This is a genomic window from Janthinobacterium sp. 17J80-10, from assembly GCF_004114795.1.
Classification (GTDB): Bacteria; Pseudomonadota; Gammaproteobacteria; order Burkholderiales; family Burkholderiaceae_D; genus Paucimonas.
In genome coordinates this window covers 3,571,800-3,593,303 of sequence record NZ_CP035311.1, presented here as the reverse complement: position 1 = coordinate 3,593,303, position 21,504 = coordinate 3,571,800, and the positions used below count along the sequence as shown (strand labels likewise).

The following is a 21,504-nucleotide window of genomic DNA, read 5'->3' as shown; positions in this document are numbered from 1 at the left end:
AAATAAAAGATAAAAACCTGTAAATCCTTTATAAGTCTTTGATTCCATAAAACTTTGTAAAATTTTTGTCGCAGGTTTGTGACAAAAACAGGTAATAGTACTCAAGACCGCAATCAGTTATTTGAATGGCATTTCGTTTTGATAATAAAGGCGGGGATCGGGTTAACAAAAAACCGGCCAATCTATTTTGGTGATTGGCCGGTTTTTTCTAGGCGTAACTATTGGCAACGTTGTAATGGTCTACACCGTGTGCGATACAAGAAAATCATTCAGCTATCCCGCCACGACCTGGATGTCAGCCGCCACAAGCATCTTGGATCCGGCCAGGGTGGCGATCTGGGTCGCGGCATAAGTGCTGCCCGTGCCATCGCGGTCAAAGAACAAGGCGCCCGACGTGGTGTTGTACAGGAACTGCGCCCCCGTGCCCGACACCGTGGGCGTGCTGGCCCCCGACAGGAGGGTGACTGCCGCCCCGGCCGTCAGGCCGAAGTTGCCCGCCACGACGGCGATCGTATCCGTGCCCGAGGTGAAGTCGCTCAAGGTATCGCTGCCGTCCGCCGTGGTGACGAAGCGGAAGACGTCATTGCCGGCGCCGCCAATCAAGGTATCGTTGCCCGCCGCCCCTGTGATGGTGTCATTGCCATTGCGACCCTCGATGCGGTTGTTGGCCGCATTGCCGATGAGGGTGTCGCCGGCAGATCCGCCATTGACATATTCCACGTTGAGCAGGGTGTCAGTCCCGCCGGTGCTGTCGGAAGCCGTGCCGGTGCCCAGGTTCACCGTCACCGCTCCCGTCATGGCGGTGTAATCGACCAGGTCGATGCCATTGCCGCCATTGAGGGTATCAAAGCCGGTGCCGCCGATGAGGGTATCGTTGCCATCGCCACCCGACAGGCTGTCGCTGCCAAAGCTGCCATCGATGCGGTTGTTGCCGGCATTGCCGGTAATGTTGTCGCCAGCACTGCCGCCATTGACGTTCTCGATATTGGCAATGGTGTCGGTGGAGCCGGTGCCATCGGTGACGATGCCAGTGGCCAGGTTCACCGTGACGGCGCCGGCCACGCCGACATAGTCGAGCATGTCCACGCCCGCGCCGCCATCGATGGTGTCGGCACCCAAACCACCGATCAGGGTATCGGCGCCATCGCCGCCATCGATATTGTCATTGCCCGACAAGCCTTCGATGCGGTTGTTGCCGGCATCGCCCGTCAGGGTGTCGGACCCGGTGCCGCCAATCATGTTCTCGAAGTTGGCCAGGGTATCGATGCTGCCGCTGCCATCGTTGGAGGCGGTGCCTGTGAGCAGGTTGGCATTGACGCCACCGGTCTGCAGGCGGTAATCGAGCACATCGATGCCGGCGCCGCCATCCATGACATCCGCGCCTGCGCCACCGATCAGGGTATCGGCCGCATTGCCGCCATCGAGGGTATCGTTGCCTGCATCGCCCGTCAGCGTGTCGCTGCCATCGGCCCCGACGAGGGAATCGTTGCCGTTACGGCCCTCGATGCGGTTGTTGGCCGCATCGCCCGTGAGGAAGTCGCCCGCCGAGCCACCGATCAGGTATTCCATGCCGGTGAAGGTATCCACCGCGCCGCTGCCGTCATCGCTGGTCGTGCCGGTGGCAAGATTCACGGTGACAGCTCCGGTAGCCGTGCTGTAGTCGAGGAAGTCGGTGCCGATGCCGCCATCCAGGGTGTCAGCGCCATTGCCGCCCAGGAAGGTGTCATTGCCAGCGCCACCGACCAGCGAATCGTTGCCATTGCGGCCTTCGAGGCGGTTGCCGTTGGCGTCCCCCATCAGGGTATCGTTGCCGGTGCCGCCCAGGATATTGTCGATGCCGATCAGGGTGTCGGTTGCGCCCGAGCCATCGGCAGACGCAATGCCGGTGGCGAGGTTGACATTGACTGCCACGGCCAGGGCCGTGTAATCGGCAAAGTCGGTGCCGAGGCCGCCGTTGAGGGTGTCAAAGCCGTTGCCGCCCACCAGGGTATCGTTGCCATCGCCGCCGACGAGGTTGTCGTTGCCTGCTCTGCCTTCGATGCGGTTGGCCAGCGCATCGCCGGTGAGGGTATCGTTGCCGGCGCCGCCGATGATGTTCTCGATGGCGATCAAGGTATCGCTGCCGCCTTCGCCATCGTTGATCGTCATGCCCGTGCCAAGGTTGACATTGACCCCTGCCACCACATCGCGGTAATCGGCCACGTCCGTGCCGGCGCCGCCGTTCAGGGTATCGATGCCCGCGCCGCCGCTCAGTATGTCTGCCCCGAAATCACCAAACAGGCTGTCATTGCCATTGCGGCCTTCGAGGCGGTTGCCGTTGGTGTCGCCGGCCAAGGTATCGTTACCGGACCCGCCGGCGATATTCTCGATATTGAGCAGGGTGTCCCAGCCACCCGAGCCATCGTTGCTGGCGTGGCCATCCCACAGGCTTGCCGTTACCGCTGTCGTCATGTCACCGTAGTCGGCAACGTCGGTGCCAAGGCCACCGTCAAGGGTATCGTCGCCACCGCCACCCACCAGGGTATCGCTGCCGCCACTGCCGACGAGGCTATCGTGGCCATTGCGGCCTTCGATGCGGTTGGCCAGGGCATCGCCCGTCAGGGCATTGTTCCCCAATCCGCCAATAATGTTTTCAATATTGGAAATAGCATTTGCTGCGACTCCGCCACTACTATAGTTGGCAATGCCGGCGGAAAGATCGATTGTGATTCCAGTTCCAATGTTACTGTAGTCTAGTGTATCGATATCAGCACCGCCATTGATGGTGCTCCCATACATTCCGCCTGCTATGGTGTCGTTTCCAGTGCCGCCGTCGATGATATGGCCAGTCCCTAGAACGCGTACATAATCATTGCCAGCTTCACCATTGATCGCCCAGTTCATGTTTTGGCTGGCGTAAGGTTCATTCACGACATCATCGCCGTCGCCACCATAGATAACGAAGCCTGTACCTCCGCCCCCGAACGTATCGTTTCCCATCCCGCCGACCATGGTCGAATTGGTGGCGTTGTAGACAAAAATGCGATCGTTATCGGTACCGCCATCTGCAAATGCGCTGAAGGAGCCATAGACAGTTATGGTGTCATTTCCCCCCTCGCCATAAAGTACCGCTCCCTCATCTTCGTCCTGGAGGCTGTCAGCGCCATCGCCGCCGCGCAGGGTGTCATAGCCGTAGCCACCGGAGAGAGTGTCGTCGCCGAATCCGCCTAGCAAGGAGTCATCGCCCGTGCCACCATTGAGCCGGTCATTGCCGTCGCCGCCATCGAGGGTATCGTTACCGGCTTCTCCGAAAAGGCCGCCATCTTCAAAATACGTATTGTTTTTATAGACAATCGTGCCATAACCAACATCGTTTCCGGCACCGCCAATAATCAGATCATCGCCGAAGCCGCCAAATATTCTGTCAGTGCCGTCGCCGCCATCAAGGACGTCGTTATCGCCAAAACCGAACAATGTGTCATTGCCGTCACCGCCAAGCAGACTATCGGCACCGGCGTAGCCGCCGTCCAGGAAGTCATTTCCTGCCAAACCTTGAATCGTATCGTTACCCGTGCCAGCGTAATTCGAGTTTGGTGATTGAAGATCGGAGATCGTATCGTCCCCGTCAGTGCCGACGATGCTGAAATCTCCATCATTCAAAGAAGGATTGAAATTTGTCCGCAAGTCAAGCTGGGCCGGAGTTACGTTGTTGAGCGTAACCAGGGTGGTCCACTCGCCACCGTCGGCCGCGCCATTCGAATCGAATTGCAGCAAAGTATCATTGCCGGACGAAATCAGGCGTAGCCAGCCATTTTCAAATGGGCTGGAATAATCGTAACCATACGATCCCAATCCACCTAGAACATCCGTCAAATCCAGTTGGTCGCCACCGGCGCCTGCAGTAAAGTCAGTAATTACTGGCGCTGTATAACCCAGCTCAATCGCCCGCAACGATAGTTTGACCGTATCGCTTCCACTTCCTGTTGTAATCGTCGCGGAACCGGCACGATTGGGAGTGAAGCCTGTAACAACGAGGTCGATAATGTCATCGCCCGCACCCGCATTGATCATGTGGCCGGTGCCGGCGACACGAATCACATCATTGCCTAAGCCGCCAATAATGGTCCAGTTGGCGTCTTCTTCTTCAGAGCCTGATAAGAAGTCGTCGCCATCGCCACCGTCAAGAAGCAGGTTGTCAAGGTAGCGACCACCAAGCATGTCGTTCCCGGAGCCGCCATAAACCGTTGACCCTGAAGCGACTCTTATTGAGACCGAATCGTCGTCACCGCCTCCGTTTACGTAACTGGCAACGTCACTTTCAATATTGAATATGTCATTGCCGCCATCACCGTAAAATTCACCACCGCCTTCATAAGTAAAATTGAAGGAGTCATAGTTGTCTACAATCAGGTCGTTTCCGCTGCCGCCGCGCACAGTGTCGTAGCCAGACCCACCATATAGATAATCATCGCCGTCGCCACCGATGAGTGAATCATTGCCGGCATTGCCAAAGATGGTGTCTCTGCCAATACCGCCGTCCATCGTGTCATTTCCGTTGTAACCGAAAATGCTGTCGTTGCCGCTAAATCCTTCCAGATAATCAGACGTGGCACTCCCCGATAAGGTATCGTCCCCGCTCAATACCGTTGACAATATGTCGTGCCATGTGCCGCCATTATTCAGAACGCTTTTTATGTATTGAACTGTCGTTGATATGCCGGTGAATTCATAGACAGTAATGCCGAAATTGTCACGCAGGACGATCTGGGTAATATTGCCACTGACAGGGATGTGAAATCCAGGCGAGCTGATCGAATCGTAGTTCAGATCTGAGCCAAGCACTTGTGCTGTGTAGCCATTGGAGAGATTTTCTTGATACTGGCTTAAGGTATGCGTTGGCGTGGCAACCGTATAAATTCCAGGAGAGAGTCCCCAAAAAGCGGAGTTTCTGGTATCGATCGATACGCTGCTGTTGCTCGCATTAAAAACTGCCATGTTTTTCTCCCCTTACTTAAATAAGCGATATCGCTTCATAATTTGCCGCGATAAGTCGATTTTACCAAGTGTTGTAAATATGACAAATATTAATTATATGGTCATATTGTGGATTTTCTTGTCAATTCCGGTTGAATCATGTTGCCGGTGTAAGCCTGCACCGGGCAACGTGATCTGGCGGGGTTGAATTTACGTTGTCACCACCTGGATATCGGCTGCGACAAGGGTCTTGGATCCGGCCAGGGTGGCGATCTGGGTCGCGGCATAAGTGCTGCCTGTGCCATCGCGGTCAAAGAACAAGGCCCCCGACGTGGTGTTGTACAGGAACTCGGCGCCGGCACCCGACACCGTGGGCGTGCTGGCGCCCGACAGGAGCGTGACTGCCGCCCCGGCCGTCAGGCCGAAGTTGCCCGCCACGACGGCGATCGTATCCGTGCCCGAGGTGAAGTCGGAGAGCGTGTCGCTGCCGTCCGCCGTGGTGACGAAGCGGAAGACGTCATTGCCGGCGCCGCCAATGAGCGTGTCACTGCCCGCAGCCCCGGTGATGGTGTCATTGCCATTGCGACCCTCGATGCGGTTGTTGGCCGCATTGCCAATGAGGGTGTCGCCGGCTGCACCGCCATTGACATATTCCACGTTGAGCAGGGTGTCAGTCCCGCCGGTGCTGTCGGAAGCCGTGCCGGTGCCCAGGTTCACCGTGACGGCACCCGTCATGGCGGTGTAATCGACCAGGTCGATGCCATTGCCGCCATTCAGGGTATCAAAGCCGGTGCCGCCGATGAGGGTATCGTTGCCATCGCCACCCGACAGGCTGTCGCTGCCAAAGCTGCCATCGATGCGGTTGTTGCCGGCGTCACCGATGAGGGTATCCGCACCCGAGCCGCCATTGATGTTTTCCACATTCAGGACCGTATCGGTGCCGGAACCATCGGACGCCGTGCCGGCCAGCAGGTTGACCGTGACCGACGTGCCGGTCGAGGTGTAGTCGAGCATGTCCACGCCATTGCCGCCATTGATGGTGTCTGCTCCCAGGCCGCCGATCAGGGTGTCGGCGCCATCGCCGCCATCGATGTTGTCATTGCCCGACAAGCCTTCGATGCGGTTGTTGCCGGCGTCGCCCGTCAGGGTGTCTGAACCGGTACCGCCAATCATGTTCTCGAAGTTGGCCAGGGTATCGATGCTGCCGCTGCCATCATTACTCGCTGTGCCGGTCAAGAGGTTGGCATTGACGCCGCCGGTCTGCAGGCGGTAATCGAGCACATCGATGCCGGCGCCGCCATCCATGACGTCCGCGCCTGCACCACCGATCAGGGTATCGGCGGCATTGCCGCCATCGAGGGTATCGTTGCCGGCATCGCCCGTGAGCGTGTCGCTGCCGTCAGCCCCGACGAGGGAATCATTGCCGTTGCGGCCCTCGATGCGGTTGTTGGCGGCATCGCCCGTGAGGAAGTCGCCGGCCGAGCCGCCGATCAGGTATTCCATGCCGGTGAAGGTATCGATGGCGCCGGTGCCATCGTTGCTGGTGGTGCCGGTGGCAAGATTGGCGGTGACGGCGGCCGTGGCGGTGCTGTAGTCGAGGAAGTCGGTGCCGATGCCGCCATCCATGGTGTCAGCGCCATTGCCACCCAGAAAGGTGTCATTGCCGGCGCCGCCGACCAGCGAATCATTGCCATTGCGGCCTTCGAGGCGGTTGCCGTTGGCATCCCCCGTGAGGGTATCGTTGCCGGTGCCGCCAAGGATATTGTCGATGCCGATCAGGGTGTCGGTTGCGCCCGAGCCATCGGCGGAAGCAATGCCGGTGGCGAGGTTGACGTTGATTGCCACCGCCAGGGCCGTGTAATCGGCAATGTCGGTGCCCAGGCCGCCATTGAGGGTGTCGGTGCCAGCGCCGCCCACCAGGGTATCGCTGCCGTCGCCGCCGACGAGGTTGTCGTTGCCGTTGCGGCCTTCGAGGCGGTTGGCCAGGGCATCGCCCGTGAGGGTGTCGTTGCCAGCACCGCCGATGATGTTCTCGATGGCGATCAAGGTATCGGTGCCGCCTTCGCCATCGTTGGCCGTGATGCCCGTGCCAAGGTTGACATTGACCGCTGCCACGACGTCACGGTAATCGGCCACGTCGGTGCCGGCGCCGCCGTCGAGGGTATCGGTACCGGCACCGCCGGCCAGGTAGTCGTTGCCATTGCCGCCGGCAACAGCGTCGTTGCCTGCATCGCCCTGCAGGACATCATTGCCGCTCATGCCCCAAAGCTGGTTGTTCGCGCTGTTACCCGTGATGGAATCATTTCCCGAGCCACCCTTTGCATTTTCAATCACGCTGCCGATATTGATGGTGACCTGCCCAGCATCGGAAATCAGAGTGGACTTGACGCCAACGTGGCTCCAGTAACCTGCATCAAGATAAAGCGTGAGTGCTTGCGTCAAAAGAGAGCCGTCTATCGTATCCGTGCCGGCACCGTCCCAGATGAAATTGGGCGCAGTGCTGGAGAGTACGTAAGTGTCATCATTTACTTGCAGGGTGCTCGGGCCGTACAAATATTGCAGTGTGGCGATGTCCAGCGCCGAGTATTGCAAATAGTAGTCGCTCGGGTTCTGGTTGTAGCTCATGACAGACCATTGCGTCTGGTCTTCGCCGGCAGGAAGGTTTGGTGTGGCCTCGAACGGGTGTCTCATCCCTAAGGCATGTCCGATTTCATGGATCAAGACCAGGGCGGAATAATCGCCCTCACTTGGCGCAAGGTTGTATTCGCTGCCTGGGGAGTAGTCCAGAAATACATCGCTGCCCCATTCGCTCATGCTTGGAAGATAGGCATAGCCGGCAGAATCGCTTTGGTAATTATTCGAGAATGTTATCGAATTGGCGGCATAAGGATCGGTGTCTTCGACGAAGGTGACATCGATCACGCTGGAAATGTAGTCAAATGCCTGGCGGACGAATGACTTTTGTTGTTCATTGAATGTCAGGAAATTATAACTATCCGCGCCTTCGAAATAAGCAGGCGCGCTTGCAGGGAAATTATAAGTAAAGGTCTTGTCCTCTCCCAGAAGCGCCATCGTCATGGTCGCGTCATCCGGCAGCAGTGCATCGATCCAGTATGGCAGCTTCTGTACCCCGTCTGCCCATGTCCAGTTTTCTACTACGCTGCTGGCCTTGTAGAAATCGACATGGATGATCCCGCCATCGGTACCTCCCGATTCCCCTATCTCATCCGTGCGATTCCTGATGACATAAAAGTCATCCCCTGCATCGCCGGATAAATAATTGATGCCTGCACCGCCATCAAGTATGTCATTGCCGGAATCGCCGTAAATGGTGTCATTGCCATCGTTGCCGTGCAAAGTGTCGTCGCCGATATTACCGGATATGTAATCGTCACCGGCAAAGCCATATGCAACATCGTTCGCCGAACCAGTCCACATGTCGTCACTGCCCGCTAATAGCGTATTCAGTACGTTCGCCCAGTTGGCGCCGGAGTTCATTGCGCCATTCAGGTATTCGAAGGAGACGGAAATATCGCTGATGCTGTAGACCAGCGAATTCGTTGTGTCCAGCAGCTGAATGGTCGTAATGGTGCCGGCGGTTGGCTTGGACAAACCAGAATAGGTAAATCCAGTGCCGTAAGCCGTTGCTTTGAAACCATTTGACAGGGTTTCCTGGTAAAACGTGGCGCCTTGGAGGGGCATGCCGGAAACGGTGATCGCGGGGGCGAGGCCCCAGAATCCACCCGCGTCAAAGTCAATCGATACGGTGCTGCTGTAAGCATTGAAGGTTGCCATGGTCTCCTCCTTGTTGGCGTTGATGGATTAGCGGCGGCAGGCCCGTTCCAGCAGAGCGAGTTGTTGTGGCAGGCAAACGGAATGCAGGTCGTACTGTTTCACGATCCGTTCGCGCGCGTTTTGCCGGAGTACCTGCATTTTTTCGGGCTGATCCAATGCCTCGGCAACCGCCCCGGCGATCGCCTCGATACTGAAGAAATCGACCAGCAAACCATGCTCCCGGTCGTTGATGGCTTCCATCACGGGTGGTGTGCGCGAGCCGATGACCAGGCAGCCTGCGGCCATGGCTTCCAGCATCGACCAGGACAAGACGAAAGGGTAGGTGAGGTAGACATGCGCAGATGAAATCTGCAAGACCTTCAGGAATGTCGCATAAGGCACGCGCCCCAGGAAGTGGACACGTGCTGCATCGATCCCGCTGCCGACTTCCGCCAGAAGTTTCTGCCGGTAAGTCTCGTTGCCCGGCAGGCGACGGCCGTAACTTACCTCGTCGCCGCCGACAATCACCACATGTGCCTTCGGATGCTGCTTGAGAATGCGTGGCAGGGCGCGCATGAAAACATGGAAGCCACGGTACGGTTCCAGATTGCGGGCTACATAGGTAATTACCTGGGAGGATCTGTCGAGCACCAGGCCTTTTTCCGCAATCTCCAGTTTTGCGTTGGCGTCCGGCTTGATAAACGTCGTGTCAATTCCTTCATGAATCACGTTGATCAAGTCATGGTAGCGCTGGGGAATCTGGTTTCTTTGCCAGGCGGTTGGCGTCTGCCCATAGTCTGCGCTGTCGAGTGCAAGCAGATGGGGCATGTTCCATGTCCTGATGCGCAGCGTGTCATCAAACGTGGCAGGATATTCAGGGTCGAAGCCGACGTCCGCGCCGGTCGAACGGTAGAAGAATTCGAAATATCCGATGACCGGGACATTCGGATAGACGTCTTTCAGATAAAGCGTTTCTCCCCAGCCGGCATGGCCGAGAATGACGTCTGGAACGAAACCTTTGCTGCGCAGCTCCATGCATGTTCGGACAATGCCTTGTGCATTCAAAACGGCGCTTTCGGTCGTCTTCAGATAATGATGGACATCCGGCTTGACAGCACGCGCGGCCTTGTACAGGATCGTTTTGACGCCTGGGATGTCGACCCGCTGGTGCTGGCCGATGCCAATGATTTCGTGCTTGCCGGAGGCGCCCAGGTGGAACAGCAGGTGCTTGTACTGTCCTGGAAAGTTCTGGTGTATGGCGAGTATTTTCATGCCTGTAAGGACCTTGAAAAAAAAGCCGGCATATCACTGCCGGCTTTTTAAAGAGGGTGGAGTAATTAAGATGCCACGACCTGGATATCGCCTGCGACAAGGGTCTTGGAACCGGCCAGGGTGGCGATCTGGGTCGCGGCATAAGTGCTGCCCGTGCCATCGCGGTCAAAGAACAAGGCCCCCGACGTGGTGTTGTACAGGAACTCGGCACCCGCACCCGACACCGTGGGCGTGCTGGCGCCCGACAGGAGCGTGACTGCCGCCCCGGCCGTCAGACCGAAGTTGCCCGCCACGACCTGGATCGTATCCGTGCCCGAAGTGAAGTCGGAGAGCGTATCGCTGCCGTCAGCTGTGGTGACAAAGCGGAAGACGTCATTGCCGGCGCCGCCGATGAGCGTATCGTTGCCCGCAGCCCCGGTGATGGTGTCATTGCCATTGCGCCCCTCGATGCGGTTGTTGGCCGCATTGCCAATGAGGGTGTCGCCGGCTGCGCCGCCATTGACATATTCCACGTTGAGCAGGGTATCGGTGCCGCCGGTGCTGTCGGATGCCGTGCCGGTACCCAGGTTCACCGTCACCGCCGCCGTCATGGCGGTGTAATCGACCAGGTCGATGCCATTACCACCATTCAGGGTATCAAAGCCGGTGCCGCCGATGAGGGTATCGTTGCCATCGCCGCCCGACAGGCTGTCGTTGCCAAAGCTGCCATCGAGGCGGTTGTTGCCTGCATTGCCGGTAATGTTGTCGCCGACACTGCCGCCATTGACATTCTCGATATTGGCAATGGTGTCGGTGGAACCGGTGCCATCGGTGACGATGCCGGTAGCCAGGTTCACCGTGACGGCGCCGGCCACGCCGACATAGTCCAGCATGTCCACGCCCGCGCCGCCATCGATGGTGTCCGCTCCCAGTCCACCGATCAGGGTGTCGGCGCCATCGCCGCCATCGATATTGTCATTACCCGACAAGCCTTCGATGCGGTTGTTGCCGGCATCGCCCGTCAGGGTGTCTGAACCGGTGCCGCCGATCATGTTCTCGAAGTTGGCCAGGGTGTCGATGCTGCCGCTGCCATCGTTGGAGGCTGTGCCGGTCAGCAGGTTGGCATTGACGCCGCCGGTCTGCAGGCGGTAATCGAGCACATCGATGCCGGCGCCGCCATCCATGACGTCCGCGCCTGCGCCACCGATCAGGGTATCGGCCGCATTGCCGCCATCGAGGGTATCGTTGCCGGCATCGCCCGTCAGGGTATCGCTGCCATCGGCGCCCACCAGGGAATCGTTGCCGTTGCGGCCCTCGATGCGGTTGTTGGCCGCATCGCCCGTGAGGAAGTCGCCGGCCGAGCCGCCGATGAGGTATTCCATGCCGGTGAAGGTATCGATGGCGCCGGTGCCGTCATCGCTGGTGGTGCCGGTGGCAAGATTGGCGGTGACAGCGGCCGTGGCGGTGCTGTAGTCGAGGAAGTCGGTGCCGATGCCGCCATCCAGGGTGTCAGCGCCATTGCCGCCGAGGAAGGTGTCATTGCCGGCACCACCGACCAGCGAATCATTGCCATTGCGGCCTTCGAGGCGGTTGCCGTTGGCGTCCCCCGTGAGGGTATCGTTGCCGGTGCCGCCCAGGATATTGTCGATGCCGATGAGGGTGTCCGTTGCGCCCGAGCCATCGGCGGAAGCAATGCCGGTGGCGAGGTTGACGTTGATTGCCACCGCCAGGGCAGTGTAGTCGGCAAAGTCGGTGCCGAGGCCGCCGTTGAGGGTGTCGGTGCCGTTGCCGCCGACGAGGGTGTCGCTGCCATCGCCGCCGACGAGGTTGTCGTTGCCGTTGCGGCCTTCGATGCGGTTGGCCAGGGCATCGCCCGTGAGCACGTCGTTGGCAGTGCCACCGATCAGGTTCTCGATGCCGGTGAGGGTGTCTGCCGCGCCAGTGCCATCGTTGGTGGCCGTGCCGGTGGCCAAATTGGCCGTGACTGCGGCAGTGGCCGCGCTGTAGTCGGCCACGTCCACGCCGGCACCGCCATCCAGCGCATCGGCGCCATTGCCGCCCACCAGGGTGTCATTGCCGTCACCACCGACCAGGGAGTCGTTCCCGGCATTGCCGACCAGCCTGTCGTTGCCAGCCAGGCCGGACAGGGTGTCGTTGCCCAAGCCCCCTGTCAACGTGTCATTGCCAGAGGTGCCCGTTAATGTTTGTGGCACCCCAGCGGCATAATAGACCAGGTCACGGAGATTGCCCGAATCAATCGCAAAGTTGCCTGCCGCGAAAGTGCCGGTCAAATCGATGGTGACATCCGCTCCGGCAACGTTGTCGGTGCCAATATACAGGCGCGTGATGCCAGCGGTGGTCGTGCCGACCATGACCTGGCCCTGGGTCAGGCCGGAGGCGTTGTCGCCGCTGATCACCTGGGTCAGATTCGTGGTGAAGTTGAGTTTTTCACCATCGCCAAGGTCGGCAATGCGGTCGATCCCGCCAACCGTATCGAACACAAAATAATCCGTGCCGGCGCCGCCAGTCAGCGAATCATTGCCGGCACCGCCAATGAGCGTATCAGTGCCGGTGCCGCCATTCAGGGAGTCATTACCAAAATTTCCCTGAAGCAGATTATTTCCATCGCTGCCGATGATGACGTCGTTATAGATGGAGCCACGCACCTGCTCGATATTGAGCAAGGTGTCGGTATAGCCGTAGCTGTCCGCTGCTTGTCCCGCATTGACAGTGAAGGACACGCCTTGCCAGGTACCGCCCTCCGATTGGGTACTCAGGTTGACCGCAACGCCAAAGCCGTCACTATTGGCATCGAAGTGGTTGAAATAGTCGACACGGTCGATGCCGCCGCGGCCATCGATGTAATCGTTGCCAGCCAAGCCTTCGAAGCTCTCGAAGTTGCCATACGTGTTGGTGTCGCTGCCGATGAAGATGTCATTGAAATCAGTGCCCATGGCAGCTTCAATGTTGAAGAGGCTATCGGTGCCACCCTGGCCATCAGTGGCCCTGCCAGCCGTCACATCGCTTCCGACGACAATGCCGCCGTAGCTGCCGGCTGCCAGTGTCGATGCAGACAAATTGACGACAGCACCCGTGGCTGCCGAGGCGCGATAGTCGAGCCGGTCAAAACCCGTGCCGCCATCAATGGTGTCATCGCCACCCAGGCCATCGAAGCTTTCGAAAGCATCGTTGCCGACATTGCCGCCCAGCAGGACATCACCCTGCTGCGAACCGCGTACCATGGTGATGTCGACCAGCGTGTCGGTTCCTACAGAGGCGTCACCAGTCGCGGTGCCGGTTTGCAGGTTGACGGTCACGCCGGCTGTCGCATTCTGATATGTCACGCGGTCGAAGTCGGACAGGTCCACGCCGGATGTGACGCCGCCGGCAATGAAGTCGTTGCCCGCGCCGCCTTCGAACTGTTCGAAGCGCACACCGGTGAAGAGCTGGCTGGTGCTGCCGCCGACCAGGATATCGTTGCCAACGCCACCTTGCACTGCATCGATATCGATGAGTGTATCGACGCCGCCCCACTGGTCGATGGCACTGCCGCCGGCGGTGCCGCCTGTCGTATTGCCGCCATAGGTGCCCGCGGCCAAGGGGCCGCCGCCGAGCTTGACCACCACGGCGCCAGGGTTGGACTGGCTCTGGTAACTGGCGATCGTGATGATGCTGTTGGCGTTACCGCCGGTGATGGTATCGTTGCCCATGTAACCTGTGAAAGTCGTTACATACTGGCTGTCAGATTGCAGGCTGGTGAAGGCATAGTTATTGCCGGTCAGGCTGTCTCCCTGTGCCGAACCGACAATCTGCTCGATACTGACGAGCGTATCAGCGCTGCCATCGCCATCGTTGCTGACCTGGTTGCTGCCCAGGCCAAGATTGACGGTAATGCCGTTGCTGGCGTTGACATACCACGCGATATCGCGACCGGTGCCGCCATCCAGGATGTCGCTGCCAGTGCCGCCTTCGAGCAAGTCATCGCCAGCGCCGCCTTCAAGCGTATCACTGCCGGCGCCGCCAAGCAGCGTGTCGTTCTGTTCCTCACTATGGAGTTCGTCGTTGCCGTTACCACCAATCAGGCTATCGTTGCCGCTGCCAGTCCAGATCACGTCATTGCCATTGCCGCCGTCGACCGTATCGTTGCCATCGAAGGCATCGACGGCATCGTGGCCATCATTGCCGGCGATGTAATTGTTGCTGGCATTGCCGATGAGGACGTCGTTGTAGATGCTGCCTGCAATTTGCTCGATGTTGAGCAGGGTATCGGTGGCGCCGTAGCTGTCAAATGCCGTGCCGGCAGCGATCGGGCCAAATGCGACGCCTTGCCAGATATCGCCTTCCTGCTGAACATTGCTCAGGTTGACTACGACGCCAAAGCCATCATTGTTGGCGTCGAAATGATTGAAATAGTTTACACGGTCTACTCCGCCGCGACCGTCGATATAATCATTGCCGGCCAGGCCTTCGAAGCTTTCGTAGTTGCCATAGTTGTTGGTGTCGCTACCGATGAAGATATCCCCGAAATCGGTACCGTAGGCGCCTTCGATGTTCAACAGGGTGTCGATGCCGCCTTCACCATCGCGGGCAGTACCGGCAGCAACGCTGGTGCCCAATACGATGCCGCCATAGGTGCCGGGTGCCAGCAGCGATGCAGACAGGTTGACCACCGCGCCGGTGTAAAACGAATGCCGGTAATCAACACGGTCGAAGCCGGTGCCGCCATCGATCGTGTCATTGCCGCCTTTGCCATCAAAGGTTTCGAAGGCATCGTTGCCGGCATTGCCGCCGGTCAGGACGTCGCCGAATTGCGAGCCGCGCACCATATCGATATCGACCAGCGTGTCGGTGCCGACCGAGGCATTGCCGGTGGCAATGCCGGTTTGCAGGTTGACGTTGACGCCGGCTGTGGCGTTTTGATAAGACACGCGGTCATGGTCGCTCAGGTCCACGCCGGATGTGACGCCGCCGGCGATGAAGTCATTGCCGGCGCCGCCCTCAATCTGTTCAAACAGGACGCCGGTGAAGAGGGCGCTATTGCTGCCGCCGACCAGGATGTCATTGCCCGATCCGCCGCGCAACATGTCGATGTCGATCAGCGTATCGGTGCCGCCCAAGCCGTCGCTCACGGTATTGCCTGCGACGCCAGCCGTGGCAGTGCCGCCGTAGGTGCCACCTGCCAGCGCGCCTGTCCCCAGCTTGCCGACCACCGTAGCGCTGGATGTGGCATAGCTGGCAATGGCAAATACGCTCGGCGCGGATCCGCCGGTGATCGTATCGTTGCCTGCGCCGCCAATGAAGGCCTGCGTCAAGGGATTATCCGCTTGCAAAGTGGTGACCGTATAGTTCGAGCCGGTAAGGCTGTCGCCAAAGCCGGACCCCACTATTTGCTCGATACCGATCAGGTTGTCGACGCCGCCAGTGCCGTCATTGGTGACCTGGTTGACGCCGAGGCTGAGGTCAACCGTAATCGCGCCTGCCGCTGACGCATAACTGGCAATATCCTGGCCGACTCCGCCATCCAGCGTATCGTTGCCGGCACCGCCGATCAGGGTGTCGTTGCCCAAATCGCCCCTGAGACGGTTATTGCCGCCATTGCCGATCAGTGTGTCGTTGAATTCAGAGCCTTCTACGGCCTCGATCCCGATCAAGGTATCCGCGCCGCCGAAGCCGTCGCTGGCGGTGCCGGCACCGAGGTTGACCGTGACGCCGGCATTCGAAGAACCGTAATGCACGGTGTCGAAACCGGCGCCGCCGGTAATCGTGTCGTTGCCGCCATGGCCCATGAAATCGTCATCGCCGCCGCTACCCGTCAGCGAATCGTTAAACATCGACCCTCCGACGCCTAAGATATTGATCAGCGTGTCCGTGCCGCCCATGCCGTCCAGAACAATACCTGTATCGAGATCAGCCGTGACCGCGCCTGTCGAATCTTCATACATCGCATAGCCGTGGCCGCCCGTGCCATCCAGGGTATCGTTGCCGGCACCGCCGCTCATATCGTTGAAGCCTTCAGCGCCGTCTGCGCCGCCACTGATGCTGTCGTCTCCGGCGCCGCCGTAGAGCTCATCATCGCCGGCGCCACCGGTGATGGTATCGTTACCGGCAAATCCGCTCAGGTAGTCATTTGCATTGCCGCCCGCGACAATGTCGTCGCCACTCAATACCTGCGCCAGGATATCGGACCATACGCCACCGTTATCCATGACGGCATCGATCGTCGCCACCGTCAGCGAGAGGCCGGTAAAGTCATAAATGACTGTGCCGAAATTGTCTCGCAGCGTCAGTTGCGTAATGTTGCCGGCATCGGGCCAAAAGAATCCCGGTTCGCTGACCGAGTCGTAGGTCCAGCCAAAACCATGGATATCAGCGGTATAGCCGTTTGAAAGTAATTCCTGATAGTCCGTTTCGGTATGGACCGGGGTTGCAATCGTGGAGATGCCAGTGGTAAGTCCGTAGAAATCCGGATTGCGAATATCGATCGACACATTGCTGGTGCTGCCGTTGAACGTTGCCATGGGAATCCCCTTTGCGTGCTTGCTTGTTTGTTTGTTTATTGAGACGAAGCGATGTCTGCCGTAATGCGGTAGGCAATAATGAAATAGGTCTTGCGCGCTTCTGAATAGTTGAATTACCTACAGTAAATTATACATGTAGGCAACCTTTGGCAAGGTGGGAAACGCTGTATCGGAACTATTTTTTACAAATATCTTGACCGATTGTCGACTTTTTAACTGGATTTAACAGATTTAACAAAAAATTGGGGCTCGGTACTGAATCCAGCCGGTTTTAGCTTGCCTGCTTGTTTGCCGATATTTCCGCCGTCGCCTGTCGCGCAGCTTGCTCGTCAATCACGATGATCGTATTCGTTTCGGCGACTTCTGCGGAAGACCAGACAATGCCGGCATCGGAGCCGGCGATATCCAGGCGCTTGTAGAAATTGCCATTCACCTGGGTGTATCTGATCAGGTAGTTCCGGAAGCGATGATACAGCGCCATGTCCACTTGCTGCTGATGCGCGTGCAGCCAGAAATCGTCCAGGCTGCCCTGGAAACTCAGTCCCTTCATGTTATACAGCGCCGTGCCGCATACCTTGAGCGGCGTGCCGTGATGCAGGGCTGAAAGACCCACCGTGCTGTTGATGACGACGACGCCGCGCGCATGTTCGAGCAGGGTGGGCAAGTGCTGGTCGTGCAGGTAGCGTACGCGCCCGATGATTTCCAGTTTTTTTTCCAGGTGGGCGATCAGTCGCGTGTGATCGTGGTAGCCGCGATCCATCGGATGGTGCTTGATGACGAGGATCGTGTCCTTGGGCGCCTTGTCCGCAAACGAAATCAGGGTCGTCGCAATAAATGCCTCGACCGATTCGAAATCCGAATGCACGTGCACTTGCGCATCGTTGTGCACCTGCAGAGGCACCAGGAAGTAGCGTTTCGAATAGGTCGTGGCCAGTTCGGTCTGTATGCCTGCTTCCCTGCGCCGGTAAATTGCCTTGCGCCAGCCGCTCCTGATCCACGGCCACGCTTCCATGATGCTCAGCGGTCGGTGGTGCCGGTAGTGCGGGAAGACCGGCCGCAACAGTGCGCTTGCCAGGTAGTACAGCATCGCCCACATGACGACATAGCGGAAAGTCGGGCCGACAACCTGCGTCGGCGGCCTGCGCGCTTCCGGCGTATTCAGGTAAAAAACGGGGGAACGGGGAATCTTCGAATGGCCATTGACGCCGAAACGCTCCAGCGTAATGTAGTCGGGGCGGACATAGCCTTCCTCGAATACGCCAATCTCGATTCTTCTTGCCGCTGCAATCGCCTGGGTGACCCGATGGATAGGACGACAGTCGCCAAACAGCAGCACCATGTCGATCTTGCGCTCCGTCAGAAGCCGGGTGAGAAACGCCGGCCAATCTTCCATGTGGCCGCGAAAATTGATGGCGCCGGACGGTGAAAACAGCCAGTCGCCACCGTTGAAATTAACCTTGCATACCTGGCCGCCGGCCCATTCGATATCCCCGGCGAGTCGCCGGAAAAACGGACCGAGCGGGCCTTGCAGCATGAGTACCCGCTTGTCCTTGAATATCGACACACCTTCCGTGATCACCGCCGGGCTCCCCAAATCTTCAATATCATGCGCAATCCCTTGCGCCACCAAGGCCAACTGCGGCCGGTTTCCTGTTCTCGCCAGGCGAGCAATTCATCCAGTGCCTGCTCCGGTGCAATGAACTGACCGGTGCTGCGGCTCACATAGACGGGGTAGAGAATCAGCGCCCCCGCCACCAGCGCATCCAGGGACAGGCGGCGCATCCTGCGCGCCACCGGCACCATATCCAGCGTCAAGCCCCAGCCGGCATAAAAAGGCTGGCCATAACAGGCCACCTTCTTGCCGCGCATCAGGGCCTCGAAGCCAGTAAGCGAAGTCATGACATGCACTTCGTCCACCCCTGCGAACATTTCGTCCATCGATGCACCAGTCACGACCTCGTCGCACCACTTGTGTGCTTCATCTTCCTGCTGGCCACTGGCGCGCAATCCGGCCAGCACGTCCGGATGCGGCTTGTACACGATGTACGCATCCGGATTGGCGGTGCGCACGGCCTGCAGCAAGCCGAGGTTCGTGCAGATAGCCGGCGCACCGCAACGGATCGATGCATCTGTCTCGACCTGCCCGGGCACCAGAACGACGCGGTGCGCTGCAGGCCGCCTCCAGCCGCCGTGCCCCACGTTGTATTTCGTTAAGCCACTTGCAACGATCCGCTGACGTAACACGGCGGCGCGCTGCAAGAGTTCATTCTCAAAATCAATTGATTGCAATAAATGTTCCAGGTCAGATGGCTGCGCAGGATCGTAATAGATGCCGCGACTATCAATGACCCATGACAAAGGTGCAATCAAGTCAGCGCCTAGTCCGACTGAACGTAAAAATCCATCTTCAAGCCGGACAATATTTACGCCTTCCGACAGTCCAATTGGACGTGGACGGCTTCCCCATAATAGTAGGGTATTTCCTGGAGAAATTTGTTTCGGATTGTAAATAAAGCGGATATCTGTGACGCCAGTGAAACGGCGCAAGAGAGAACGTTTCCTTATTGAAAACCCATACGCAAACAATGGCGCCGACAGGCGAGGTCTTGCGGCTGCTTTTGGAGAGGCCGCCATGCTGGCAGGCTGGGTCATTGCAGCTCTGCCAGTAATTTTTCAACAAGCTGGAAGTGCATGTGCCAGGATGGCGCGGCGAAATCCTTCACCCTTGCCAGTTGCGCAATTCGTTCTGAAGAGTCCGTTGTGGCATAGGCTTCGATGTGTTGCATCCAGCCCGTTCCATCCAGGGGGGCGAGGTAGTCGGGAATGGCGCCGGCGATTTCGCGAAATGCCGGCAGGTCGCTGGCAATCACAGGTACCCCCAGCGACAGGGCTTCCGCCAGCGGCATGCCATAACCTTCTGCAAACGAAGGAAACAGCAATGCCTGCGCATGGTGCAGCCAGGTCGCCAGTTCAGTATCGGTACAGGTGGGGAATTCCTTGACGAAGCCCTGGAGGGATTCGCAGCGTTCCAGAAGGTCCACGACGTTTTCGCATTCCCAGCCGCGCTGGCCGATGACCACCAGCCGCGGCGCGCGTTCTCCATGCTTTTCGACCAGCTTGCGCCACAATTGCAGCATCAGCCAGTGGTTCTTGCGCGGCTCGATCGTGCCGAGCATGACAAAGTAGGGCGCCCGCAAGGGGCGTTTTTCCGCTGGCGCCGGCAGGGGGGCTGCCGCCAGCGGCGCCGCAACAGAAGGCGGCATGGCGCGGCCGGTCTGGCGCGCATAATTTTCCAGTTCCTGCAGGGTTGCCTGCGAATTGGCGATGACACCGGCGGCAAGCTCCAGCACGTTATTCATGCGGATAACATGCTTGCCCAGCTCTCCCGACCTGCAGTATTCGGGGTGCGTGATGGGAATCAGGTCGTGCACGAGGAAGACAGGCTTGACGCGCTGACGGCGCAACTGGTGCGGGTAGGTGGATTTCTCCAGGCCGCTATGCCCGGTGTTGAATAAAAAGGCGCCGGCAAAATCGCGATTCCGGCGAAACTTCAAGAATTCGCAGGCAACCATCCAGCGCACCTTCCAGTTGAAATCCGGTGGCGGGCTTTGCAACAAGCCAAACAATTTCTGTGAGTCGGCTTGCGAGAACAACATGGTGCGGGGGCCGTAACGCACTATGGCGCGCGCCCTGTCGCCAAAATGCCCAACGTAAGCGAGACTGACGCGGTCGACGCCTGTCGGCAGCCGGCCCCTCAAGCTGCGTCCGAGCAGCCGGCTGATATCGATCAGGACGTCACGCATCGCATTGCTAGTTTGTCGCGTTTTGTATGCTGATGATCGGATACACCACTGACCCGACAATGTTCAGGAACTTTTGCAGTTCAGCCGCCGGCGCATTGGAGACGAACATCACATCCTTGTTACGGATCGGGAAGCTTTGCGCGACAAAGAAGGTAGCAGGATCCTTCAGGTCGACGCGATAAATCACCGGTACGGTGCCTTCAGGCGTCATCGCCGGCTGCTTGCCACCCCAGTCCAGCGTCTCTGCCGGCTCGAAACGGAAGATGAAAACGCCCTGGGCATCGGCGCGGCTATCCAGTACGCCACCGGCACGTGCCAATGCCTGGGTCAGCGATATGCCCTGGGCCTCGAAATCCACTTCGGCATTTTTTCCAGCAGCGCCCAATACCGTAAAGCTGAGCGGCTGGAACAGCGAGGTCAGCACATCGCCCGGTTGCAGCACGATATTCTGCTTCGGGTCGCGGATGATGGTGTCAAGCGGGAGCGAGTGCACCATGTTGCCGCGCGTGAGTTGCATGGTGACCTTGTTGATCGGCTGGCGCACGCCGCCGGCCACCGCCAGGGCATCCAGCAGCCGTTCGCCGCGATCGGTAATGGGCATGCGGGTGCTATTGGCGACTTCGCCCACGATGGTGACATTCGCGGTGTTGTTGCGGATGACCCTGACCAGGACCTGAGGCTGGTTCGCCTTGCCCTTGAGCCGGCGCACGATTTCAGTCTCGATCTGCCGGGGAGTGTGCCGCGCTGCGGGGACCTGCCCGGCAAATGGCACGTTGATGGAGCCTTCCCTGCTGACCATTTGTTCCGGCAGTACCGTTATGCGCGTACCCGATGGGCCTTGACGCACGTCCAATGCGGCGCCGCCGAAGAGTGCGGCGGGCGGCGCTTCCCAAACTGAAACTTCGATGACGTCGCCCGAGCCGATGACATAGCCGGGCTGCGGCGAACTTCCGAACGATTCGGAAAACAGCTTCCGTTTCTCGCCTTCGAGAAGCTTGCGGGTCACCTTGTCATTCACATCGACGATCTGGATGCCGGACAGCCGCGCACTAGTCGTTGCGTTATCCACCTGCGCATAGTTGGGGCCGGACGACGGCAGCCAGCTGGGCGACATGGCACATCCCGTCAGCACGGCGACCGCCGCCAGCAGGGGGAGCAGCCTGACGCCAGTGAAATGAGTCTGGCTAAGGAATTCTGGTTTCATG

8 protein-coding genes are annotated in these 21,504 nt (G+C 58.8%); all 8 read right to left on the bottom strand.

The genetic code is table 11. The annotated features are described in order from the left end of the window. Positions 1-273 precede the first annotated feature (273 nt). Complete coding sequence (locus EKL02_RS16065) at positions 274-4,974, bottom strand: calcium-binding protein (protein WP_128902972.1); 4,701 nt, start codon at positions 4,972-4,974, stop codon at positions 274-276. A gap of 189 nt (positions 4,975-5,163) precedes the next feature. Next, positions 5,164-8,748 (bottom strand): M10 family metallopeptidase C-terminal domain-containing protein, encoded by a 3,585-nt coding sequence (locus EKL02_RS16060; RefSeq protein ID WP_128902971.1) that lies wholly within the window; start codon positions 8,746-8,748, stop codon positions 5,164-5,166. 27 nt (positions 8,749-8,775) lie between these two features. Beyond that, positions 8,776-9,999 (bottom strand): glycosyltransferase family 4 protein, encoded by a 1,224-nt coding sequence (locus EKL02_RS16055; protein ID WP_128902970.1) that lies wholly within the window; start codon positions 9,997-9,999, stop codon positions 8,776-8,778. 65 nt (positions 10,000-10,064) lie between these two features. Beyond that, positions 10,065-16,496, bottom strand: coding sequence for a hypothetical protein (locus EKL02_RS16050; RefSeq protein ID WP_128902969.1), 6,432 nt, complete (start codon positions 16,494-16,496; stop codon positions 10,065-10,067). 271 nt (positions 16,497-16,767) lie between these two features. Then, on the bottom strand, positions 16,768-18,075 hold the full coding sequence (locus EKL02_RS16045) for a capsular biosynthesis protein (RefSeq protein ID WP_241687743.1): 1,308 nt from the start codon (positions 18,073-18,075) through the stop codon (positions 16,768-16,770). Continuing rightward, a complete protein-coding gene (locus EKL02_RS16040; RefSeq protein ID WP_206732412.1) occupies positions 18,072-19,148 on the bottom strand; it encodes a beta-3-deoxy-D-manno-oct-2-ulosonic acid transferase in 1,077 nt (358 codons plus the stop codon). The genes EKL02_RS16045 and EKL02_RS16040 overlap by 4 nt, the downstream gene beginning before the upstream one ends. After that, a complete protein-coding gene (locus tag EKL02_RS16035) occupies positions 19,145-20,299 on the bottom strand; it encodes a glycosyltransferase family 1 protein (RefSeq protein ID WP_128902968.1) in 1,155 nt (384 codons plus the stop codon). Before EKL02_RS16035 ends, EKL02_RS16040 begins: the two co-directional genes overlap by 4 nt. Positions 20,300-20,306: 7 nt before the next feature. After that, complete coding sequence (locus EKL02_RS16030) at positions 20,307-21,503, bottom strand: polysaccharide biosynthesis/export family protein (RefSeq protein WP_128902967.1); 1,197 nt, start codon at positions 21,501-21,503, stop codon at positions 20,307-20,309. Position 21,504: the final 1 nt, after the last annotated feature.